Annotated in this window: 18 protein-coding genes; 11 read left to right on the forward strand and 7 right to left on the reverse strand. The window is 62.4% G+C overall.

Going from position 1 to position 21,674, the window contains the following annotated elements:
• The first annotated feature begins 94 nt into the window (after positions 1-94).
• Entirely contained in the window at positions 95-3,232 is a 3,138-nt protein-coding gene (locus tag VKR55_RS25280; protein WP_324407643.1) for a multidrug efflux RND transporter permease subunit, read from the forward strand.
• Positions 3,233-3,278: 46 nt separating this feature from the next.
• Here the strand turns inward: VKR55_RS25280 and htpG are convergent, their stop codons facing one another.
• The gene (gene htpG / locus VKR55_RS25285) at positions 3,279-5,147 is read right to left on the reverse strand and encodes a molecular chaperone HtpG (RefSeq protein ID WP_324407644.1); all 1,869 of its coding nucleotides are present in this window, start codon (positions 5,145-5,147) and stop codon (positions 3,279-3,281) included.
• Positions 5,148-5,576: 429 nt separating this feature from the next.
• On the opposite strand from htpG, the gene VKR55_RS25290 reads away from it, so the two are divergent.
• The gene (locus tag VKR55_RS25290) at positions 5,577-6,782 is read left to right on the forward strand and encodes an OpgC domain-containing protein (RefSeq protein WP_324407646.1); all 1,206 of its coding nucleotides are present in this window, start codon (positions 5,577-5,579) and stop codon (positions 6,780-6,782) included.
• A gap of 6 nt (positions 6,783-6,788) precedes the next feature.
• On the opposite strand, the gene VKR55_RS25295 is transcribed toward VKR55_RS25290, so the two are convergent.
• The 4 genes from VKR55_RS25295 to VKR55_RS25310 form a co-directional block, all read right to left on the reverse strand.
• Positions 6,789-7,562 carry an enoyl-CoA hydratase gene (locus VKR55_RS25295; protein ID WP_324407648.1) on the reverse strand — a complete coding sequence of 258 codons (774 nt, stop codon included), beginning with the start codon at positions 7,560-7,562 and terminating at the stop codon, positions 6,789-6,791.
• Entirely contained in the window at positions 7,559-7,999 is a 441-nt protein-coding gene (locus tag VKR55_RS25300; protein ID WP_324407650.1) for a MarR family winged helix-turn-helix transcriptional regulator, read from the reverse strand. The genes VKR55_RS25295 and VKR55_RS25300 overlap by 4 nt, the downstream gene beginning before the upstream one ends.
• Before the next feature lie 71 nt (positions 8,000-8,070).
• Entirely contained in the window at positions 8,071-8,931 is an 861-nt protein-coding gene (locus VKR55_RS25305) for an HD domain-containing protein (RefSeq protein ID WP_324407652.1), read from the reverse strand.
• 97 nt (positions 8,932-9,028) lie between these two features.
• Complete coding sequence (locus VKR55_RS25310) at positions 9,029-9,829, reverse strand: IclR family transcriptional regulator domain-containing protein (protein WP_324407654.1); 801 nt, start codon at positions 9,827-9,829, stop codon at positions 9,029-9,031.
• A gap of 85 nt (positions 9,830-9,914) precedes the next feature.
• Between VKR55_RS25310 and VKR55_RS25315 the strand changes: the two genes are divergently transcribed.
• The 3 genes from VKR55_RS25315 to VKR55_RS25325 are packed head-to-tail and all read left to right on the forward strand — an operon-like array spanning position 9,915 to position 12,685.
• Entirely contained in the window at positions 9,915-11,174 is a 1,260-nt protein-coding gene (locus tag VKR55_RS25315; protein ID WP_324407656.1) for an aromatic ring-hydroxylating dioxygenase subunit alpha, read from the forward strand.
• Entirely contained in the window at positions 11,175-11,642 is a 468-nt protein-coding gene (locus tag VKR55_RS25320; protein ID WP_324407657.1) for an aromatic-ring-hydroxylating dioxygenase subunit beta, read from the forward strand.
• Between the two features lie 11 nt (positions 11,643-11,653).
• A complete protein-coding gene (locus VKR55_RS25325; protein ID WP_324407658.1) occupies positions 11,654-12,685 on the forward strand; it encodes a 2Fe-2S iron-sulfur cluster-binding protein in 1,032 nt (343 codons plus the stop codon).
• A 3-nt stretch (positions 12,686-12,688) separates the two neighbouring features.
• Here the strand turns inward: VKR55_RS25325 and VKR55_RS25330 are convergent, their stop codons facing one another.
• Together VKR55_RS25330 and VKR55_RS25335 are read right to left on the reverse strand one after the other, a co-directional pair.
• Positions 12,689-13,327, reverse strand: coding sequence for an SLOG domain-containing protein (locus VKR55_RS25330; RefSeq protein WP_324407659.1), 639 nt, complete (start codon positions 13,325-13,327; stop codon positions 12,689-12,691).
• Positions 13,328-13,331: 4 nt separating this feature from the next.
• A complete protein-coding gene (locus tag VKR55_RS25335) occupies positions 13,332-14,489 on the reverse strand; it encodes a toll/interleukin-1 receptor domain-containing protein (protein WP_324407661.1) in 1,158 nt (385 codons plus the stop codon).
• Positions 14,490-15,053: 564 nt separating this feature from the next.
• Here VKR55_RS25335 and VKR55_RS25340 point away from each other — a divergent pair.
• The 6 genes from VKR55_RS25340 to VKR55_RS25365 all read left to right on the forward strand — a co-directional run bounded on the left by VKR55_RS25340 (position 15,054) and on the right by VKR55_RS25365 (position 21,673).
• On the forward strand, positions 15,054-15,623 hold the full coding sequence (locus tag VKR55_RS25340) for a c-type cytochrome (protein ID WP_324407662.1): 570 nt from the start codon (positions 15,054-15,056) through the stop codon (positions 15,621-15,623).
• A 1,249-nt stretch (positions 15,624-16,872) separates the two neighbouring features.
• Positions 16,873-17,184 (forward strand): hypothetical protein, encoded by a 312-nt coding sequence (locus VKR55_RS25345; RefSeq protein ID WP_324407664.1) that lies wholly within the window; start codon positions 16,873-16,875, stop codon positions 17,182-17,184.
• A 635-nt stretch (positions 17,185-17,819) separates the two neighbouring features.
• The gene (locus tag VKR55_RS25350) at positions 17,820-18,194 is read left to right on the forward strand and encodes a TetR/AcrR family transcriptional regulator C-terminal domain-containing protein (protein ID WP_324407666.1); all 375 of its coding nucleotides are present in this window, start codon (positions 17,820-17,822) and stop codon (positions 18,192-18,194) included.
• Between the two features lie 212 nt (positions 18,195-18,406).
• Positions 18,407-18,700, forward strand: a complete 294-nt coding sequence (locus VKR55_RS25355) for a helix-turn-helix domain-containing protein (RefSeq protein WP_324407668.1) — start codon at positions 18,407-18,409, stop codon at positions 18,698-18,700.
• Positions 18,701-18,713: 13 nt separating this feature from the next.
• Positions 18,714-20,726: a hydrogenase 4 subunit B gene (gene hyfB / locus VKR55_RS25360; protein ID WP_324407669.1), complete on the forward strand. Its 2,013-nt coding sequence runs from the start codon at positions 18,714-18,716 to the stop codon at positions 20,724-20,726.
• The gene (locus VKR55_RS25365; protein ID WP_324407670.1) at positions 20,717-21,673 is read left to right on the forward strand and encodes a respiratory chain complex I subunit 1 family protein; all 957 of its coding nucleotides are present in this window, start codon (positions 20,717-20,719) and stop codon (positions 21,671-21,673) included. Before hyfB ends, VKR55_RS25365 begins: the two co-directional genes overlap by 10 nt.
• Position 21,674: the final 1 nt, after the last annotated feature.

Consider the following 21,674-nt stretch of genomic DNA (forward strand, 5'->3'; position numbering starts at 1 on the left):
TCCGGGAACCGCTTGGCGGGGTTGAGGAAACGCACGTTCGCGCCTGTGCAGCGGGGCGCGGAACAAGATGCGCCGGCCTCCCAGAGGTCTCGCCATGAACGAAGGTATTTCGTCGCCGTTTATCCGCTTTCCGATCGGGACCTCGCTGTTGATGGCGGGCATCCTGTTCATTGGCCTCGTCTCCTATCCGTTGCTGCCAGTCGCGCCGCTGCCGCAGGTTGACTTCCCGACCATCCAGGTCAACGCGTCGCTACCCGGCGCCAGCCCGGAGACCATGGCATCCTCGGTGGCGCAGCCGCTGGAGCGGCAGCTCGCGCAGATTCCCGGCATCGCGCAGATGACCTCGACCAGCTCGCTCGGCTCGACCGCGGTCACCATCCAGTTCGACCTCAACCGCTCGATCGACGGCGCCGCCAACGACATCCAGGCCGCGATCAATGCTGCCAGCGGCCAGTTGCCGAAAAACCTGCCCTCGCCGCCGACCTATCGAAAGGTCAACCCGGCGGACGCGCCGATCATGCTCTTGTCGGCGACGTCGGACACGGTGCCGCTGATCCGCTTGAGCGATGCGATCGACGTCCAGCTCGGCCAGCAGATCAGCCAGATTTCAGGCGTCGCGCAGGTGTTCATCGGCGGCCAGCAGAAGCCGTCGATCCGCGTGCAGATCGATCCCGCGAAGCTCGTCGCCAAGGGCCTATCGCTGGAGGACGTGCGCAACCAGATCACCATCAACACCGTCGACAGCCCCAAGGGCAATATCGACGGAACGAAGCGGGCCTATACGATCTACGCCAACGACCAGCTCGTCGACGCCGAGAAATGGAATGACGTCATCATCGCCTATCGCAACGGCGGTCCGTTGCGCATACGCGACATCGGACGGGCCGTCGCCGCGCCCGAGGACATGAAGCAGGCCGCCTGGGCCGACGGCAAGCGCGGCGTGTTCCTCGTCATCTTCAAGCAGCCCGGCGCGAATGTCATCGACACCGTCAACAGGATCAAGGCGCAGTTGCCGCGCCTGATCGCGGCGATCCCGCCCGCCATCAAGATCAAGATCATTTCCGACCGCACGGTGACGATCCGTGCCGCGGTCGAGGACGTGCAGATCACGCTCGGGATCACGATCTTCCTGGTCGTGATGGTGATCTTCATCTTCCTGCGCAGCTTCTGGGCGACGGTCATCCCTGCGGTCACCGTGCCGCTCGCGCTGCTCGGGGCCTGCGCGCTGATGTGGGTGTTCGGCTATTCGGTGGACAATCTCTCGCTGATGGCGCTCACCATCGCGGTCGGCTTCGTGGTCGATGACGCCATCGTGATGCTGGAGAACATCACGCGCTATGTCGAGGCCGGAGCGAAGCCGATGGCGGCCGCCTTCAAGGGCGCGAGCGAAATCAGCTTTACGATCGTCTCGATCAGCATCTCGCTGGTTGCAGTTTTGATCCCGCTGCTGCTGATGGGCGGCGTCATCGGCCGTCTGTTCCGCGAATTCGCGATCGTGCTGGCCATGGCCATCTTCGTCTCCATGTTCGTGTCGCTGTCGCTGACGCCGATGATGGCCTCGCGCTTCCTGCGCGCGCACAGCGAAACCAGGCACGGGCGCTTCTATCAATGGAGCGAGCGCCTGTTCGATCGCATGCTGCATGCCTATGAGCGCGGGCTCGATCGCGCGCTGCGCTGGAAGCGGACGACGCTTCTGATCTTCTTCGCGACGGTTGCGCTCTCCGTCTACCTCTTCACGATCATCCCCAAGGGCTTCTTCCCGCAGCAGGACAACGGCTTCCTGACCGCCGTGTCGGAGGCGTCCCAGGATGTCTCCTTTGCCCAGATGAAGCAGTATCAGGAAGAGCTCAGCAGCATCGTGCAGGCCGATCCCGCCGTCGAAAGCATCGCGATGTTCATCGGCGGCGGCGGCACCGCGCTCAATTCGGGGCGCATGTACATCACGCTGAAGCCGCACGACCAGCGCGATGCCAGCGCACAGCAGATCATCGCGCGGCTGCGGCCGAAGCTCGCGAAGGTCGAGGGTGCCAAACTTTATATGCAAGCGTCGCAAGACGTGCGACTCGGCGGTCGCGCTACCCGCACGCAATTCGAATTCACCCTGCAGGACGCCAATCTCGCCGAACTGAACGAGTGGGCGCCGAGGATCCTGACCAGGATGAAGACGCTGCCGGAGCTGCGCGATGTCGCCACCGACCAGCAGACGGAGGGCACGACGGTACAACTGACCATCGATCGCGATACCGCCTCGCGCTACGGCATCACACCGCAGCTCATCGACGACACGCTTTATGACGCGTTCGGCCAGCGCCAGGTCACGCAATATTTCACGCAGCTCAACAGCTATCACGTGATCCTGGAGATCCTGCCCGAGCTACAGGGCAAGATCGATACGCTCGACAAGATCTATGTGAAGTCGCCGATCACCGGCGACCAAGTGCCGCTCTCGGTGTTCTGCAAATGGACCAGCGTACCGGTGCGGCCGCTCGCGATCGCGCACCAGGGCCAGTTCCCTGCGGTCACCATCAGCTTCAACCTCGCCCAGGGAACGGCGCTCGGACAGGCGACCGGCGCGGTTGCAGCCGCGATGGCGACGATGGGCGCGCCGGCGACGCTGAGCTCGAGCTTCCAGGGCACAGCGCAGGCATTCCAGCAATCGCTGGGCACGGTGCCGCTCCTGATCATCGCGGCGCTCGTAGTGGTCTACCTGATCCTCGGCATCCTCTACGAGAGCTACATCCATCCGCTCACGATTCTATCGACGCTGCCGTCGGCCGGCGTCGGCGCGCTGGTGATGCTGATGGTGTTCGGATTCGATTTCAGCCTGATTGCGCTGGTCGGCATGATTCTCCTGATCGGCATCGTGAAGAAGAACGGCATCATGATGGTCGACTTCGCCATCGCCGCCGAGCGCGACCAGCATCTGACGCCGGAGCAATCGATCCGGCAGGCCGCGATCCTGCGCTTCCGCCCGATCATGATGACGACAATGGCCGCTCTCCTGGGCGGCGTGCCGCTGATGCTCGGCACCGGCACGGGATCGGAGATCCGTCAGCCGCTCGGTTATGCCATGGTCGGCGGCCTCCTGGTCAGCCAGGCGCTGACGCTGTTCACGACGCCGGTGGTCTATCTCTATCTCGACACGTTCTCCAACTGGCTGTTGCGCTGGACCGGCAAGCGGTCCGACGGGACCGACAAGAAAACCGGGTCGCTCAAGGACGCCGCAGAGTAACCCCGCTTTTTGCGGCGCTTCCGTGCCCGCTTTTTCCGATCATGCTTTACGCCAGGCCCTGCAGCACCAGGCGGTTGAGCCGCGCGGTGAAGGCGGCGGGGTCCTCCGGCAGTTCGCCGTCGAGGATTTGCGCCTGCTCCAACAGCAGCAGCGAGAGATCGTCCGCGATGCTCTTGTCGCTGCCCTTAGCTGCGATCGCCGACACCAGGGGATGGCGCAGGTTGATTTCCAGGATCGGCTTGGTCCGCATGCCGCGATTTTGCTGTGACAACAGTCGTTCCAGCTCGCGATCCGGCCCCTGGCTGCCCGCAACAAGACAGGACGCGCTGGTCGTAAGCCGCGTTGACGCCTTCACGTCGGTGACGCGCTCGCCAAGGCTTGCCTTGATGATCGCAATCGTCGCCGCCTCGTCGGCGGCCGGCGCGGCCTCGTCCTTTTGCTCCTCGAGCGGGGGAATAAGATCGAAATTGAGATCACCCTGGCTCAGCGACTTCAAGGGCTTGCCTTCGAAATCGAGCCGCGCCGAGGTCCAGAACGCGTCGACGGGATCGGTGAGCAGCAGCACCTCGATGCCGCGGGCGCTCGCGGCCTCCAGCCGCGGATTGGATTTCAGCCGCTCGATGCTGTCGCCGACGAGGAAATAGATTTCGGTCTGGTTGGGCTTCAAGTCGGCGACATATTGCTTGAGCGTACGCTTGTCGCCTGCAGTCGAGGAAAATCGCGACAGCGCCAGCAATTTCTCGCGTCGCTCGAAATCCTCGTAGATGCCTTCCTTGATCACGGCGCCGAACGCATCCCAGATCTTGCCGAAGTTCTCCGGCTCCTTCTCGGAGAGCGTCTCCAATTCGCCGATGACGCGGCCGGTCACCGCCTTGCGAATTTGCGCGAGCTGCGGATTGTTTTGCAGCATCTCGCGGGAGATGTTGAGCGGCAGATCCTCGCTGTCGATCACGCCGCGGATGAAGCGCAGGTAAGCTGGCAGCAGGTCGGCGTCGTCGGTGATGAAGACGCGCCGCACATAAAGCCTCACCTTGCCCTTGCGCGCCGGCTCGAACAGGTCGAACGGTTTTGTGGAAGGTGCGAACAGGAGCACCGCATAGGAGTAGCGGCCCTCGGCGCGGTAATGCAGCGTCATCGCCGGCTCGTCGAAGGCGTTCGCGACCTGTTTGTAGGCTTGCGCATAATCTTCCGGCTTCAGCTCTGATTTGGAGCGCTGCCACAGCGCGCTCGCCGAATTGATCTGGCGCGGCTCACCCTCTTCGGGAACGAGCTCAATCGGGAACTGGATGTTGTCGGAATAGGCACCGACAATACGCTCGATCTCATAGGTCTCGAGATATTTCCTCGCGTCCTCTTTCAAGTGCAGCACGATCTCGGTGCCGCGTGCCACGCGCTTCGCATCTTCCTCACTGGCGGATGCGACCTCAAAACCGGCGCCGCCCGACGACGACCAGGTCCAGACTTCACTGGAGCCTGCGCGGCGGCTGGTCACCGCGATGTGATCGGCCACCATGAACGCCGAATAAAAGCCGACGCCGAACTGGCCGATCAGTCGGGCGCCATCCTTGGCCTCCGCGAGCTTCGCCACAAAGGCCTTGGTCCCGGAGCGCGCAATCGTGCCGAGATTGTCGATCAGCTCCTGCCGATCCATGCCGATGCCGGTATCGGCGACAGTAAGCGTGCCAGCCTTCTTGTCCGCGATGATCCGGATTTTCGGCGCATCGCCGTCGGCGATCAGCTCGGGCCGGGAGATGGCCTCGTAGCGCAATTTGTCGCAGGCGTCCGACGCGTTCGAGATCAATTCGCGCAAGAAAATATCGGTCTCCGAATAGACCGAATGCACCATCAGGTAGAGAAGCTCGGAAACCTCGGCCTGGAACGGCTGAGACACGGTGGCGCTATCGCTCATCGACATGCGTTTACCCGGATCATTGAGTGGGAAAACGTCGATATAGCGCCGCTATTCGTGGGATCAAGCCTTGAAGCGGCAGGCTTGGACCGGAGGCCATCAATTCTGGCCGTTGCCGGGCCCTTGTCCACCGCGTCCCGGCTTGCGTCCCTGCCAACATTCCGCGGCGATCCGGCTGGTCTCGATTGCCGAGGCTGTGCCGAAATGCATTGTGCCAACGGCGAAGGAGGAGTGAGTGCGCCCGCGCCGGAGATTTGACGCGCAAGCAGGCGTCATCGTAACCCATGATTAACCGATTCGGCGCTCCCGTTTCGCAGGGCGAGATCGCAGCCGGTGACTTCACGCAAAGTCTACTCAGAGTTGATCGATCCACGCCGCTGGATTCGCTGCGTTGCTAACATAGATATTGCTCCGTCCTCTTTTACGTCCGACCGCATGAACGCCTCTGTAAAGAAAAATCTTGCTACTCAAGGCTCCGATAAGCGGATTGATCTGCTGCGCGGGTTCGCCAATTGGTTTCTTCTTCTCGACCACATCCCCCACAACGTGGTGAACCTGCTGACTTTGCGGAATTTCGGCTTCAGCGGCGCCACTGACGTTTTCGTGTTCGTCGCGGGTTACGGCGCCACGGTCTTCTTCGGCCAGATGGCGCTGGACCGGGGTTTCCTGGTGACGACGACTCGGATCTTCCGGCGGGCGTGGCAGCTTTACGCCGCCTATGTCGTGCTGTTCGTGATCTATATCGACATCATCAGCAATGTCGCCACGCGGTACGCCACCACCGACATTTTCGACGAATACAACGTCACCGGCATCGTCGATCATCCGATACGGACGCTGATGCACGGCCTGCTTTTGCAGGCGAAGCCGCTCAATCTCGATACGCTGCAATTGTTCGTGGCGCTGATGCTGGTGTTTCCCCTGCTCCTGTGGTCGATGCTGCGCCGGCCGAACCTCACGCTCGCAGGCTCGATCGCGCTCTATGTCGCCGCGCGCGCGTTCGACTGGAGCCTGCCGGCATTTCCGAGCGGAAGCTGGTATTTCAATCCGTTCTGCTGGCAGCTCCTCGCCGTGCTCGGCGGCTGGTTTGCAGTTGATGGCGCGAAGCTGACTGCTGCCGCGCATCGTCTGTCCTGGCTGCGCATCGCCGCCGCAAGCTATCTCCTCCTCGCGCTGGCCATCACGGTAGGGCTGCAGGTGCCTGCGCTCGCCGGCCTCGCGCAGCATCCCGGGCTCGATCTGCTCACGGCTGGCGATAAGGAAAACCTCGCCTTCTATCGCGTCGTGCATCTGCTCGCGCTCGCCCTGCTCTTTACCTATTTCGTGCCACGCGACTGGCCCGCGCTGCAGTCGAGGTGGCTCGAGCCGGTGATGAAGTGCGGCGAGGAATGGCTCGCCTCGTTCTGCGTCGGCGTGTTCCTGTCCTTTGCCGGACACTTCGTGCTGATCACCCAACCGAATTCGATCGCGATCCAGATGCTGGTCAGCGCCAGCGGGATCGCGATCATGACGGCGATCGCCTATTACATCTCCTGGTCACGGCGACAGGACGACAAATCCGTCTCCGCGCGCCGCCGAGCGGAGAAATCGCATGATGCTGGGCTCGCCGGTACCCTGCCGCCGCAATTGCCCGCCGAATAGCACCGTTCAGGACGCCAGCTTGGTGAACTCCGGCGGCCGCTTTTCGGCGAAGGCGGAGAAGGCTTCGCGCGCCTCGGCGGTCTTGAGCCGCGCGGCAAAGCATTCGCTTTCGGCGCTGATCTGCGCGGTCAGGACTTCGGCGTTGCGCATCAGCCGCTTGGTCGCGGCAAGCGAGCCCGACGGCAGCTTGGCGAGCCGCGCGGCGACCGATGCGGTTTCTGCATGCAGCCTGGAAAGCGGCACGACGCGGTTGGCGACGCCGAGCTGAAGCGCAGCCCTTGCATCCATGGCTTCGCCGAGCGCGAACATCTCATAGGCCCGGGCATAGCCGACGCGGAGCGGCATCAGCAGTGTGGAGGCCGCCTCCGGCACCAGCGCCAGATTGACGAAGGGCGTGGAGAGCTGTGCGTCCTCGGCGAGCACGACGAAATCGCAATGCAGCAGCATGGTGGTGCCGATGCCGACCGCGCGGCCCTGCACGGCGGCGACCAGGGGTTTTGTCGACCGCGCGATCGCCTCGACGAAGCGGGAGACGTGGCGCTCGCCGTTGAAGGCATCGGTCGCCATCATCGCGAATTCGCCGACATCGTTGCCGGCGGTGAACATATCGCCTTCGCCGCGCAGCACGATCACGCGCGTGGCGGCATCGGTCTCGGCGGCGATGATCGCATCGGCCAGCGCGCCATACATGGCATTGGTAATCGCGTTCTTCTTGTCGGGACGCGCGAAGGTCAGCGTCAGGACGTGGTCCTTGCTTTCGATCTTGATATGCTCGGTCATTCGTCTTCTCCTTTGGGAAATTTGCTTTGCACGCTGGCGAGCCAGCGCGACACAGCGTCGATCTCGGCGTCGCTGAAGCCTTCGGTCAGGCGGGCATTGAGTTCGCCGACGCGCGCTTTTGTTCGCGCCAGCGCCTTGCGGCCGGCGGCAGTGAGCCAGAGCCGCCAGGCGCGACCGTCGTCGGGGTCGGCGCGCTTCTCGATCAAGCCGGCTTCCACCATCCGCTCGGCAAGGCCGGAGATGCCGGGCATGCCAAGATCGAGCGCGGCTCCCGCCTCGCCCATCAGCACGCCGTCGCGCCGGCCGAGCACGAACAGGAGCCCGCTCTGCGCCGAGGTCACCCCGCCTTCCTTCGTCTGCGCCGCGATGAAGCGCTGCAGCCGCCGCTGCGCGACGTTGAGCAGGAAGATCAGCCGGCGGTCGGGTTTTTGCCTCAAATTAGTTCGCATGCGAAGTATTTAATCGTGAAGTGACCTGATGTCACGCAAAAATTCAAAAAATCGGCATGCTAGATCTGCGGCCCCGACTGCGTCAGCTCGCGTTCGGCGCGGAAGACGTTGCTGTAGAGGTTGGCGACCCATTGCCGGCCGCTGGACGTGACATTGAGATAACGGATGGCGGTCGGGATCTGCGGCGCGACGTTCTTCCAGTAGAACTGCGGGTATTTGTAGACGACATCGGCCGGCGTCTTGTAGCCGAGCTTCTTGTTCAGGCCGATCTCCTCGAACTCGTAGAACAGCGCATTGGCCTTGCGCATGTAGTTGGGATCGCCGAGCTGGCCGATCAGGTCGGCTGCGCGCAACAGCAGGCCCTCCTCCTCGTTCAGGTCGTCCACGGGCCCATTGTTGTTGGATTCCGACGGATAGGGAAATCGGGTATATTCGATGGCGCGCGCGATGCGGTCCGCATCGATATAATCCAACATATCGAACCGCTCGATCACGAACAGTTTCGAGCGGTCGACGTGATACGGCGCCATCGCCGCGTCCGACGAGCCGATCGGCAGGCGGATAGTGCGGCCGGTGACGTCGGCGACATATTCATCGTCCCCGTCGCCCTGCACTACGCCGCGCACATAACCGATATCATGGGTGAGGCAGGCCAGGATGAAATTCGCATAGTCGCGCGGCGTCGTCGAGCGCATCAACCCACGTCCCATCAGGATGTCATGGCCGACCAGGGTGACGAGCATCGAATGCTCGATGTCGTGATAGAGCGCATCGCTGTTGCCGATGCATTCCATCGCGAGCCTCGACACGTAGGGCAGGAAGTCGGCCAGATTCCCATGCGACGAACCGAACCGGCCGCGCGTTTCGGTCGCGAGGAAGGTACCCAGCGTCCGAGCCATCACCTCCGGAATCGTGATCATGTTCAGACCCTCCACGTCCAGCGGGCGACTGAAGCTAACACTTCGCGATGACCTGTCCATCGCAAAGGAGCTGCATCGCAATGCGGTGATGATTGCTTCACAACGTTCGCCCCAGGCCATCGGCGTTCACCCGCAACACCGGCACAAAGCCCTTGATCATCTGCTGCAGCGAGATGCGGGCCGTGGAGGCGCTTGCGCTCATGGCGCCGACGATCGCGCCGCGCGAGTTGGTGACGGGGACCGCGATTGAACGGAGGCCCATCTCCAGCTCCTGATCGGTGAAGGCGTAGCCTTGCCGGCTCGCGTTTCGCACCGCCTCGCGCAACGCGGCCTTCCTGACCAATGAATATTTTGTACGCGCTTCGATCTTGATGCGATCGAGATAGGCCGCAAGGCGCTCCTCAGACCACGCCGACAACAACACCCTGCCGGTTGCGGAGCAATAGAGGTCGATGCGGGTGCCGATCGAGATGCCTGTCGTCACCAGCCGCTCGGCCTCGGCGCGCGCCACGAACAGCACGGCGTCGCGATCGAGCACCGCGAGCGAGATCGATTCGCGCAGCTCGTCACGCGTGGCCACCAGGAACGGCTGCGCGATCTGCGGCAGCGACCGCGCGGTCGAATAAGCCGCGGAGAGCGCGAGCAGGCGCGGCTGCGGCCGGAAATACTTTCCGTCGAATTCGAGATAGCCGAGCTCCGTCAGCGTCAGCAGACAGCGCCGCGCCGACGCGCGCGACGTTCCCGAGGCTTGCGCCGCGTCCGACACCGTCATCCGCGTGCGATGGGGCGAGAAGGCCTCGATGATCGCAAGGCCCTTGGCGAGTCCGCCCATGCCCTCCGGCAGCCGTTCCGTGTCCTTGTTGCCGAGATCGACGGTCGTATTGACAGGGTCGGGCATGGGGTGGATTCTACCTTGAATGCTTGTTCGATATACGAACAATGCGGCGAACCGGTCAATGGCCCATCTCACGACGGGAGGTCTCATGCTGGATCAAGTCAGCCACACGACCGCCGATAGCCACGGCCGCGCCTGGCCCTGCGACGGCATGACCCGCGTGCCTTACTGGATCTTCCAGGAGCGCGACATCTATGCCGCCGAGCAGAAGCGCATCTTCAAGGGGCCGAGCTGGAACTATCTCTGCCTGTCGATCGAGGTGAAAAACACCGGCGACTTCGTCACCACGTTCGTCGGCGACACATCGGTGATCGTCAGCAGAGATGCGGACGGCGAGCTCTACGCCTTCGAGAACCGTTGCGCGCATCGCGGCGCGCTGATCGCGCTGGAGAGCCGCGGCAGCACCAAGGCCTTCACCTGCGTCTATCATGCCTGGAGCTATGACCGGCAGGGCAATTTGAAGGAGGTCGCGTTCAGGGACGGCATCAAGGGCAAGGGCGGCATGCCCGCCTCGTTCTGCATGGAGCAGCACAATCCGCGCAAGCTCCGCCTCGCGGAAGCTTTCGGGATCGTGTTCGGCAGCTTCTCCAACGACGTGCCACCGCTGGAGGAATATCTCGGCGAGGACATTTATTCCCGGATCGGGCGCGTGATGGGCTCCCGCACGCCCGTCATCCTCGGCCGCTACACGCAGGCGCTTCCGAACAACTGGAAGCTCTACATGGAGAACGTGAAGGACTCCTATCACGCAAGCATCCTGCATCTGTTCTTCACGACCTTCGAGCTCAACCGCCTGTCCCAGACCGGCGGCATCATCGTCGATCCCTCGGGCGGCCATCACGTCAGCTTTTCCGTGATCGATGCCGCGCCGGCGAAGGACAACGACTACGCCGAGCAGAACCTGCGCTCCGACAGCGAGTTCGCCCTCGCAGATCCGTCGCTGCTGCAGAGCTTCAGGGAATTTCCTGACAATGTGACGCTGCAGATCCTGTCGGTATTCCCGACCTTCATCCTGCAGCAGATCCAGAACGCGATCGCGGTGCGCCAGATCGTGCCGCGCGGTGTCGACCGCACCGATCTGCATTGGACCTTGCTCGGCTTTGCCGAGGATACGCCCGAGCAGCGCCTGATCCGGCTGAAGCAGGCCAATCTGGTCGGTCCCGCCGGTTACATCTCCATGGAAGACGGCTGCGTCGGCGGCTTCGTGCAGCGCGGCGTCGCCGGCGCCGCGAGCGAACAAGCCGTGCTCGAGATGGGCGGCACTGAGGCCGCTTCGAGCGAAAGCCGGGTGACGGAGGCTTCGGTGCGCGGCTTCTGGAAAGCCTATCGCGCGCAGATGGGGCTTTAAGTGAACGACGTCGTCGGACTGATCAACCATGTCCAGAACGCCTACGCCCGTTGCATCGACAACGGCGAGCTTGAGGCGTGGCCCGGTTTCTTCGAGGAGAATTGCACCTACAAGATCACGACCGCCGACAATTTCGCGCAAGGCCTGGAAGCCGGCGTGATCTTCGCCAACTCCAGGGGCATGCTGCGCGACCGTGTCGCCTCGCTGCGCGAGGCCAACATCTATGAGCGACATGTCTACCGGCATTTTCTCGGCCAGCCCTGGATCGTGTCGCAGGAGAAGGGCGAGGTACGAAGCGAAACCTCGTTCTTTGTCGCGCGCATCATGCGTGATGGCTCCACCGACGTTTACGCCACCGGCCGCTATGTCGACACCTGGCGGCTGAATGGCGCCGCTCCAAAGCTGAAGGAGCGCATCGTCGTCTGCGACAGCTCCCGTTTCGACACGCTGCTGGCGCTGCCGCTATGAGCGGGCGCATCATGCCGTTCACGGTCCGCGTTGCCGACAGCGAGATCACCTTCCCGTGCGAGCCGCGCGAATTCGTCCTCGATGCCGCCGAACGCTCCGGCTACTCGATGCCTTCCTCGTGCCGAAAAGGCGCCTGCAACACCTGCGAGGCCGGCCTTCTCGCAGGCGAGGTCGAGCAGCGCGGCAGGGGAAGGCGTACGGCACGCGACGGCAGCGCGCTGATGTGCCGCTCGCGGCCGCGCACGGATCTGACCATTCGTCCGAAGCGCTTCGAGCGCCTCGACGTCGTCCGCCGCAAGACCATTACGACCAGAATCTTCCGCCTCGCGCGGCCCGCGCCCGACGTCACCCTCCTCGCCTTGCGCTTTCCGATCGGCCTGCGGGCGCCGTTCAAGGCGGGCCAATATCTGCAGGTGATCATGGAAGACGGCGATCGCCGCAATTTCTCGATGGCGAACGCCGCGCGCGACAATGACGGCGCCGAGCTGCATATCCGCCATGTGCCGGGCGGAAAGTTTTCGATTTCGACGCTGTCGAAGCTGTCGGTCGGCGATCCCTTGGCAATTGAGATTCCCTATGGCGACTTCTATTTGCGCGATTCCGCGAGGCCCGTGATCCTGCTCGCCAGCGGCACCGGGTTTGCGTCGATCAAATCCATCATCGAGACAGCGATCCTTGCAGACAAGTGCCGGCCGATGCATCTCTATTGGGGCGCCCGCACCCGCGAGGACATGTATCTTTCGGAACTGCCGGCGCGATGGGCCGAGCGCCTGCCGTGGTTTTCCTTCACGCCTGTTCTGTCCGAACCAAACTCGTCCTGGACTGGCCGTACCGGCCTCGTTCACGACGCGGTCCGCGCAGACCAGAGCGATCTCTCGGAGACCGACGTCTATGCTTGCGGCAACCCGCTGATGGTGAGCGCCGCGCAAGGCGATTTTACGCAAAGTCACGGCCTGCCCGACGCACAGTTCTTCGCGGATGCGTTCGTCGAATCCGGGCCGTCCGCCCCGCGCGATCTCCAACCGATGACGGCTTCTTCATGAATACTAGCGCCGCGGCGAATCGAGCCGATCGCGGACATCATGCGGCTGCTCTTTCGGCGTCTGATAGCGGCGTTCGGCGGGATTGATGCCAAGGTGGCGATAGAAGAGCCCGACATAGTCGAAATCCTCAGCAAGATCCGGCTCGGCGAACCTGGCGAGCTCGAGCACGGCGCCGCCGGTCGAGACGACCGGAACAAGCCGCGCCTTGGGTTGGATTTCGCGAAACAGATGAAATTCGTTGATGATGCCCTTCATGCCGCCGATGAACACGCCGGCCTCAAAGCCATTCTCCTTGAACATGCGCGTGCGCATCTCGAGCAGACTGTCGCCTTCACCGCCCTTGGGTTCGGTGTAGACGACGTTCTTGAACCGTGCGTTGTCCTCGGGAAACCGCTCCTTGAAATGCAGACTCTGGTAGAGCTTCACCCATTCGCGGTACTCCAGCTTCATGCTGTCGGCCATCGTCCAGATCATGGGCGTGATGGCCGGATGGCCGCCCCAGATCAGCATGCGCCGGCCCAGTGTTGCGTGAAGCAGCGCGTTCACCGCAGCCGAGATCGCCACGGCATCGGCGGTCCTGGCATATTCGGGAAAACGGCGAGCGTCCGGAACGCTTGCGGACAGAAAGACAGCGTCGGTCATGCCATCACTCCCACGCCACCAGATCGTAGCCGATCGTCGAAGCCTTGAGGGCTCGCACTGACTTAATATTGTCGTCCAGCCATTTCAAATGCGCCACCCACGGCTGCGACATCCCGACCTCGTCATAGACCAGGATCGGCGTTCCCGCCTGATCGGCCTTGGCGGCCTTGTCGGCCACGTCGTTCAAAAGTTCCGCGGTCGGAAAGCCGACAACCGGATAGGCCCAGACCTTCTTTCGTGTCGGCAGCGTGATCGCCATCGCCCGGTGCGAGCCGATCGCATCGATCGAGCCGCCGATGCGCGTCAGGTCTTCGCGAAGCTTGCCGATGACGGCCAGGTAGCGCGCGGCGATGCTGCGGCTGCGGACTTTCTCGAGTATCAACGCGATCTCATCGACGCGCGTTTGCGGAATTGGTCCATCCGGACCTTCCATCTCGGTTTGGTCCAAGAGAAGGGTCTCCGCCAGGCTCGCTTCAGGGGTCGGTTCATGGCCGGGCCAGACCACGCGCAGGATATGAATGCCCTTGGCCAGCGCGCGGCCGAGCTCCTGGCGCGTCCACATCCTCGCAAAGTAGGTCGGCGTGTCGAGCATCAGGAGGACATCCGAGTCGCACAGGCGATGGAACAGCACCTCCTGAAACGGCTGACCGGGCCTGATGTCGTGCGTGTCGAGAAAGACGTCGAAGGTTCGCTCGAGGAGCCGGTCGTGAAGCTGCAGCGCCGCAGCGCGAGACTCGGTGCGGCGATAGCTGAGGAACACGCGCCGCTGCACGCGCAACAGGCCAAGGCACTCCAGCAGCGCCGCAGCGAGCTCGTTCATCTCCGGATCATTGGCGCGCCGGCGATGTCCGTTCGCGGTGCGCAGCCGCTCCGGAATCTCGGTCTCGAAATCTCCGCCAGAGGCCACCGTCGGAATCACAACGGCACTGGTGCGGATGAGCTCGGCGACCGCGGCGGCATCCTTGTCCGGATCGCCGCCGAAATAAGCGGCCGCGAACGCCGCACGCCGGTTCCGGCCGCTGATGCCGCCGGCATCGAGGATGACGAGGTCATCGCCGATGGTCAGGCCGAAATCCCTGGTCATGTCCGTGATGGTTGCGGTCAGGCGGTCACGCTCTTGCTGGCTGGCGTTGCCCAGGATGGCGAGCTCGTAAAGACTCACGGCAAACCCCCGAACCTGAAATGCTTCGTACGCGCAGGATCGCGCTCCATCATAGGCTGAAAACGAAAGCCACGCTACACTTCCTGGCATTGTACCCTGAGGTTGTAGGGGCGCATAGTCGTTCAGCGGCGTACGTCCGCGTTCCCGCGGCAGGAATTGTCCGGGTTTTGCTCATCGCCCTCTGTAAGGAGGGCGCAGGGAATGCCGGGTGCCGTTGCACCCGCGAGCCTCGTGTGCAGCAAATGCGCAAAAACGCACACGAGTCATCAACAGGTACAACCGAACACACTCCGGCATTCCCTGCGCGATGGTTTACGGCTTATAACGCGCTCTCCTCGGAGACCGGGCTTTTCTTGCCTCCGTCACCCTCGCGATACGTCCCGCGAGAGCTTGGTCCCAGCATCGGGGGATCAGGACCACACGCCTTTGTCGTCCGCGAGCGATGCTTTCGTCTACGCGCTGACCGCGCGCTGAGCATCCTCACGTCCACCGCATCCTCATTCCTACGTCCGTGACGATCGCGAGCCGCCCCTCCTGTGGAATCAGGACGGGTGGAGAGAAGCATTGTTTTCTGAAAAACGGAAGAAAAATATTTTTGAGCGGAGGGCTGGACAGGGCAAATCAGGTTGGAATCGCTGGCGAAAATCGAGCTTTTGGCGCAATGATTTTTGGGCGCTGGCCCACGCGATGCAGGAAGCCAAAATGCGACGGAGTATCTCCGGATTGGCGACAAGAGGTGCGACGACGGGATTGAGCGTACTGGCATGTATGACGCTCTTGTTGCCCTTGTGCCTATGTCAGAATGTGTTCTCGCGGGCTCGCGCGGACGATACACCCGAGCGAGCGTTCAATAATGCATGTCGAACGTGTCATACGATCAGGGAGGGCGACAATCGACTGGGCCCAAGCCTATTCAAAATCATCGGACGAAGGGCAGGATCGCTGCCGGGGTACGACTACTCGAGTGCAATGAAGAACGCCGATTTCGTCTGGGATGAGGCAAAGCTCGCGCGCTTTATCCGCAATCCGGACGAGGTCGTGCCCGGCAACAAAATGAAGCCGTACGGCGGGCTCGCATCTGCCGACGATATAAAGAGGGTCGTAGCTTTCTTGCTGTCGATCAGCGCGCGATAACGCGGCGGGCGCTCTCCATGTGCAGAGCTTCAAAAAAATCCCGCCCAAAGGCGGGATACAATGCCCCCGAACGTCAGCGACAATCAATCCGTGGGGCAAGAAGCCCGCTTGGGACCAATAGGCGTGCTGCTTCGGAAACCGGCTGCTGTTAGGCCAACGGTGGTTGGCTCAGCCGAAGCTTGAACTATCTGCATTGCCTTCGGATGCGGTGTCAGGACCGCAATCTGATGGGGGGAAGCGGGCATACCAGCTGAAGTCAGAGTAGGCGTGGCTGCCTCCTCCTCAACGTGAGCTCCGCCCAGCACCGCCACTTGAAGCGGTGAGATCGGGAAGCCCGTCACTTCAAAAGTTGGAAGATGGAGAGAGCACGCGCTTGCTTTGCTGTTGGCCACGCCCACGATGGCCGCAATGGTGGTCGCGATCAAAAACAGATTTCTCATGATGAATACCCCTCTTGGCTAGAAACATTCCCACAACGAATTTTCTGTATTGAGCCTAGTCGCCTTTTCTGAGCCCCATGTGTGAGCCTGTTCACAGGCATTGCTAACTTCCAAGGCTCACAGGCAATGGTCGAATTGCTTGTCAATATGAACAGGCGCCGAGCCAAATACCTTGCAATTCCTCAGTCGCCGCATGAGAGCACCTCTCTGTTTCGGGAGTGTTTCGTTCAGCGGCGAAAACGCTTCGTCGTGGGTACCTTGATAAGGGAGCGCATTCTTTTTTTCCCGTTTATCTACCCGAAGTGAATGCGACTCTTGTCGATCTCGCGGAGCGAGTGCTGACGACTGGTCGTATCTGATGATCCGATATTTCCTTCGCGGCTCGACGGCTGTATGGTCCGCAATCGTCGGCTTGAATCTGAAGAGGATAGGTCCGCAGGATACCGTATTTTTACGGAGCACGTGCAGAAGCCGCTGGCCTATACTTCGGTGCCGGGAATGCAGACGATTTTTGATGGTACTTTTGCGTGTGAATTTTGGGGAGCTTACATTTGCTAACGCCACCGCAGTTCTTTGCCACCTGACATCCGCTGACTGCATCAAGGAAATCGTCACCAGTTCGGCGCTGGATAGCGGGATGACGTTTTCAGAGTTGCGTGATCGGTGGTCAAGCGGGCTTGGCCAAGTGGAAGGAAGAACATCCGATCTGTCATTCCGAGGCTTGGCAATCCGGCGCCATAAGTGCGTACCCGGGGAAGATGATTGCCCATCATCGAACCTAAACAACGTTGATCTTGTCGGAGGCTCTCGTGATCAGCCGTCAATGGAAAATCACACGCTACGAGGTCAACGCCGCAGCATGCGACGTGCTCGCAGATTTCGCGGCGGATCAATTCGAGCGCGTCCTTTACCAGCGAGTCGCAGCTCACTTCCGGGAATTTGCCAACAATCTCAGGAAGGAAGTCCCCCAGGGCTGCGGCGACATGTCCATTTCAATGCAACCATTTCCAGAACTCGAAGGCCACTATGATGCCGAAGCAAGTCCTCAGAATTTCTTTTTTGGGAGCGGTGGCGATAGCGTTGTTGTCGCCGTTCCCCGCTGCATTCGCCCGCGATCCTGATGGCAAGTATGCGAAGGCTAATCCCGACATGGCGAGGTGGTTTGAAGGCCTGAGATCACCAGCAGGAACAGCTTGCTGCGCCTTGAGCGATGGCAACACGTTGCAGGACTCGGAATGGCGGAGCAAGGATGGACATTATCAAGTCTTGATCAGAGGTGAGTGGGTTGATGTGCCGGAGAATGCCGTTATCGTGGAACCAAACCTCTACAGGCGAACGGTCGTCTGGCCATACTACGAAGATGGCCGTCCCACCGTCCGCTGTTTCTTGCCGGGAAGCATGATGTAGGCCCACGCAGCGGCAACGCATGTCATCCCGTCCTGGCTCGCCGGCACGAATGGGAGCACAGCATCCCGCCGATCGAGGCGCCGCGCACTTCCATCACGTTCCGCACCATGGCCGAACGCCGCGCGGGTGCGTGACCGTGAGAAGTTTTCTGCTAGGGTGTGATGAAGTCAGTTTGAACTGGCGCGGCATCGGAGGTTTCACCTCTCCCTTGGGAGAAGCCGACGATCTATGCCCGCTTCGGCGACAAGCGCGCCTCTTCAAGGCCGTGGTGACGGGCGACGTGGTGTCCCGGATCACGCAATTCAGCAGCGCGTGGCAGCCGAGCGGAGACACGATCGAAGAGCGCCTCGTGCGCTTGGGCGACGCCCTGCTGCGCTGGACGCTCGACAATGAAAGGATGGCGCTGATGCGGCTCGCGGTCGCGGAGGCGCAACGCTTCCCCGATCTTGCGAGCGACGTCAGCCGGACGGCGCGTCAGCTCTCTACCGAAGTTGCGGCCCGCTTCCTCGGCGAAATGGCGCAATCCGGCGAGCTCGCAAAGCTGCCGGGCCTCGCCCCTGAACGCCTCGCCACAACCGCACGCTTCTTCCTCGACCTCGTCGTCGTGCCCATGCTGCTGCGGGGACTGTTCGAAGACAAGGTCGAGACGCTGGATGCGGAGATCGGCCCGCACGTGAAACGCACCGTTCCATTCTTTCTTGCGGCGTGCCGGAATGGCGGTTGAATCTGCAGGTCGGTAACGCCGCCGAGAACATCGAGAGGCAGGATCAAAAGCCGGCAATTCCGGTCGTCAGGTTTTCTTTATCGACTCCGGTTGCGGCCGCAGGAAGATGCTTTATCTATCAATCCAGATATCTGGAAAATCTTAGTTGACATATTTGCTTCAATTTATAGGATTGAGCGCACACGATTCATGTTCTGAAAGTCAGCGCTGAGATGATCACAGCGGGACAGCTACGCGCGGCCAGGGCGCTCCTTGGCATCGATCAACGCGAGCTCGCGGAGCTTTCGGACCTCTCGGTGCCCACCATCCAGCGCATGGAAGCCAGCGAAAGCGTGGTGCGCGGCAACGTCGATTCCCTGATGAAACTGATCGAAGCGCTCGATCGCAGCGGCATCGAGCTGATCGGCGATGGAGCGGCCAGCCAATCCGGAGGACGCGGTGTTCGGCTGAAGGACGCAGCGCTTTCCGAATCGCGTCAAATCAAGGTTTTGGCGAAGAAGACGTAGGACGCATTTCACGATGAGTGTCGTTGCATTCCTCATGCTCTGCGCCGCGGCGCTGTTGGGGGTTGCGCTGCTGGCGGCGGCCATCGCGCGGACACGCGCCGCGACGACCATCATCTACGGCGCCACGCTCGTGCTCTGCATCACCGCAACAGCGCTTTCGATCGCCGCGCTGGCGCTTGGCGGCGCCCCGAGCCGCCTGGTCCTGCCGGTCGGCCTGCCCTGGATCGGCGCGCATTTCGCCGTCGACGCGCTCGCGGCCTTCTTTCTCGCAGTGGTGAATATCGGCGGCGCGGCGGCAAGCCTTTATGGGCTCGGCTACGGCGCACATGAGGAAGAGCCGCATCGCGTGCTGCCCTTCTTTCCGGCGTTCCTCGCCGGAATGAATCTGGTCGTGCTGGCGGATGACGCGTTCAGCTATCTGTTGTCATGGGAATTCATGTCGCTGGCCTCCTGGGCGCTCGTGATCGCGCATCACCGCGATGCCGAGAACAGGCGCGCCGGCTTCGTGTATCTGATCATGGCGTCTATGGGCACGCTCGCGCTCCTGCTCGCGCTTGGCCTGCTCACCGGACCGGACGGCCATTACGACTTCGAGGCGATCAGGCTTGGCGCGCGAACGCCGCTGGCGTCGGCGATGGTGCTCGTGCTGGTGCTGATCGGTGCGGGATCCAAGGCCGGGCTGGTACCCTTGCATGCCTGGCTGCCGCTGGCGCATCCGGCGGCGCCAAGCCACGTCTCGGCGCTGATGAGCGGCGTCATGACCAAGGTCGCGATCTACGCTTTCATCCGTCTCGTGTTCGACCTTGCAGGCCCCCTGCCCTGGTGGTCGGGCGCGCTGCTGCTCGCGATCGGCGGCCTGAGCGCGGTTCTCGGCGTGCTGCAGGCGTTGATGCAGGACGACACCAAGCGGCTGCTCGCCTATTCGACCATCGAGAATATCGGCATCATCTTCATCGGCCTTGGCCTTGCGCTGGCCTTTCGCGCCGACGGCATGGATGCGGCGGCGGCGCTGGCGATGACCGCGGCCCTGCTGCACGTGCTCAACCATTCCTTCTTCAAGAGCCTGCTCTTTTTCGGCGCAGGCGCGGTGCTGACCGCAACCGGCGAGCGCAACATGGACCGGCTGGGAGGATTGATCCACCGCATGCCGGTCTCGAGCTTCCTGTTCCTGGCCGGATGCATGGCGATCTCGGCGCTGCCGCCGCTCAACGGCTTCGTGTCGGAATGGCTCACCTTTCAGGCCGTGCTGCAGAGCCCCGACCTGCCGCAATGGGCGTTGAAGGTCATGGTGCCGGCGGCGGGCGGCCTGCTTGCGCTTGCTGCGGCGCTCGCGGGTGCTGCCTTCGTCAAGACCTTCGGCATCACCTTCCTCGGCCGCCCGCGCAGCGACCAAGCGGCCGCCGCGCATGAAGTGGACCGCCTTTCGCTTTCTGCGATGGCCCTGCTCGCCCTGCTTTGCCTGATCGCGGGGATCATCCCGGGCTTCATCATGGACGCGGTCGCGCCGATCACGCGTCAGTTCGCTGGCGATGCGCTGCCGCTGCAGGCGAAGCTGCCGTGGCTCACGATCGTGCCCGCGTTCGAAAGCGGCAGCTCGTATAACGGCCTTCTCGTCTTTCTTTTCATCGGCTTTTCCGCGCTGCTCGCGGTGTGGGCGATCCACCGCTTCGCTTCGCATGCGATCCGCCGGGCGCCCGCCTGGGATTGCGGCTTTCCCGATCCGAGTCCGGCCACGCAATATTCCGGAAGCAGCTTTGCCCAGCCGATCCGCCGCGTGTTCCTGGCGCGCACGCCGGCCACGCGCGAAGAGGTCTTGATGCCCGCTCCCGGCGACATGCAAGCCGCCCGCTTCAGGCTTACGATCGCCGATCCGGTGTGGGACTGGCTGTATGAGCCCTTTGCCGCCGCCGTCGAGATCGCTTCGCTGCAGCTCAACAAGCTGCAGTTCCTGACCATCCGCCGCTATCTCAGCCTCGTTTTCCTCTCCCTCGTCTCGCTCTTGCTGGTGCTTGCGATATGGAGCTGATTTCCGCTCTCCTTGTCCAGCTCATGCAGATGATGCTGGTGCTTTGGGCCGCTCCGCTCCTGACCGGCTTCGTGCGCAAGGTGAAGGCACGCCTGCAGCGGCGCCGCGGCCCGCCGATCCTCCAGCCCTATCGCGACATCTTGCGGCTCCTGAAGAAGGAGGTCGTGGTCGCGGACAATGCGTCGTGGGTCTTCCGCGCCGCGCCCTATCTGATCTTCGCGGCGACCTGGGTCGCCGCAGCGCTGGTGCCTACCTTCGCGAAGGGACTGCTGTTCAGCTGGTCCGCCGATCTCATCGCCATCATCGCGCTGCTCGCGAGCGCCCGGTTCTTCCTCGCGCTGGCCGGCATGGACATCGGCACCGCCTTCGGCGGCATCGGATCGAGCCGGGAAATGATGATCGCCTCGCTCGCCGAGCCCGCGATGCTTCTGGTGGTCTTCACCATGGCACTGGTGGCGCGCTCGACGCAGCTATCGGCCGTGGCCGATCTGCTCGCCTCATCGGGCGTCGGGCTCCGCGTCTCGCTCGGTCTTGCGATGGTGGGACTGATTATCGTCGCCATCGCGGAAAACGGACGCGTTCCGGTCGACAACCCGGCGACACATCTCGAGCTCACGATGGTGCATGAAGCCATGGTGCTGGAGTATTCCGGCCGCCATCTGGCGATGATCGAGCTCGCCGCCGCGGTCAAGCTCCTGCTCTACGTCTCGCTGATCGGCTGCATCTTCGTGCCCTGGACCCTTGCGACGCCCGGCGGCTCGACGGCGAGCCACCTGGCCGGCTTTCTTGCCTATATCGCCAAGCTTGCGGTGTTCGGCTTCCTGCTTGCCGTGTTCGAGACGGCCATCGCCAAGATGCGCGTGTTCCGCCTGCCGGATTTCGTCGGCGGCGCCTTGATGCTCGGCCTGCTCGGCACGCTGCTCTTGTTCGCATCGAGGAGCCTCTAAG

The organism is Bradyrhizobium sp. (genome assembly GCF_035309285.1).
Taxonomy (GTDB): domain Bacteria; phylum Pseudomonadota; class Alphaproteobacteria; order Rhizobiales; family Xanthobacteraceae; genus Bradyrhizobium.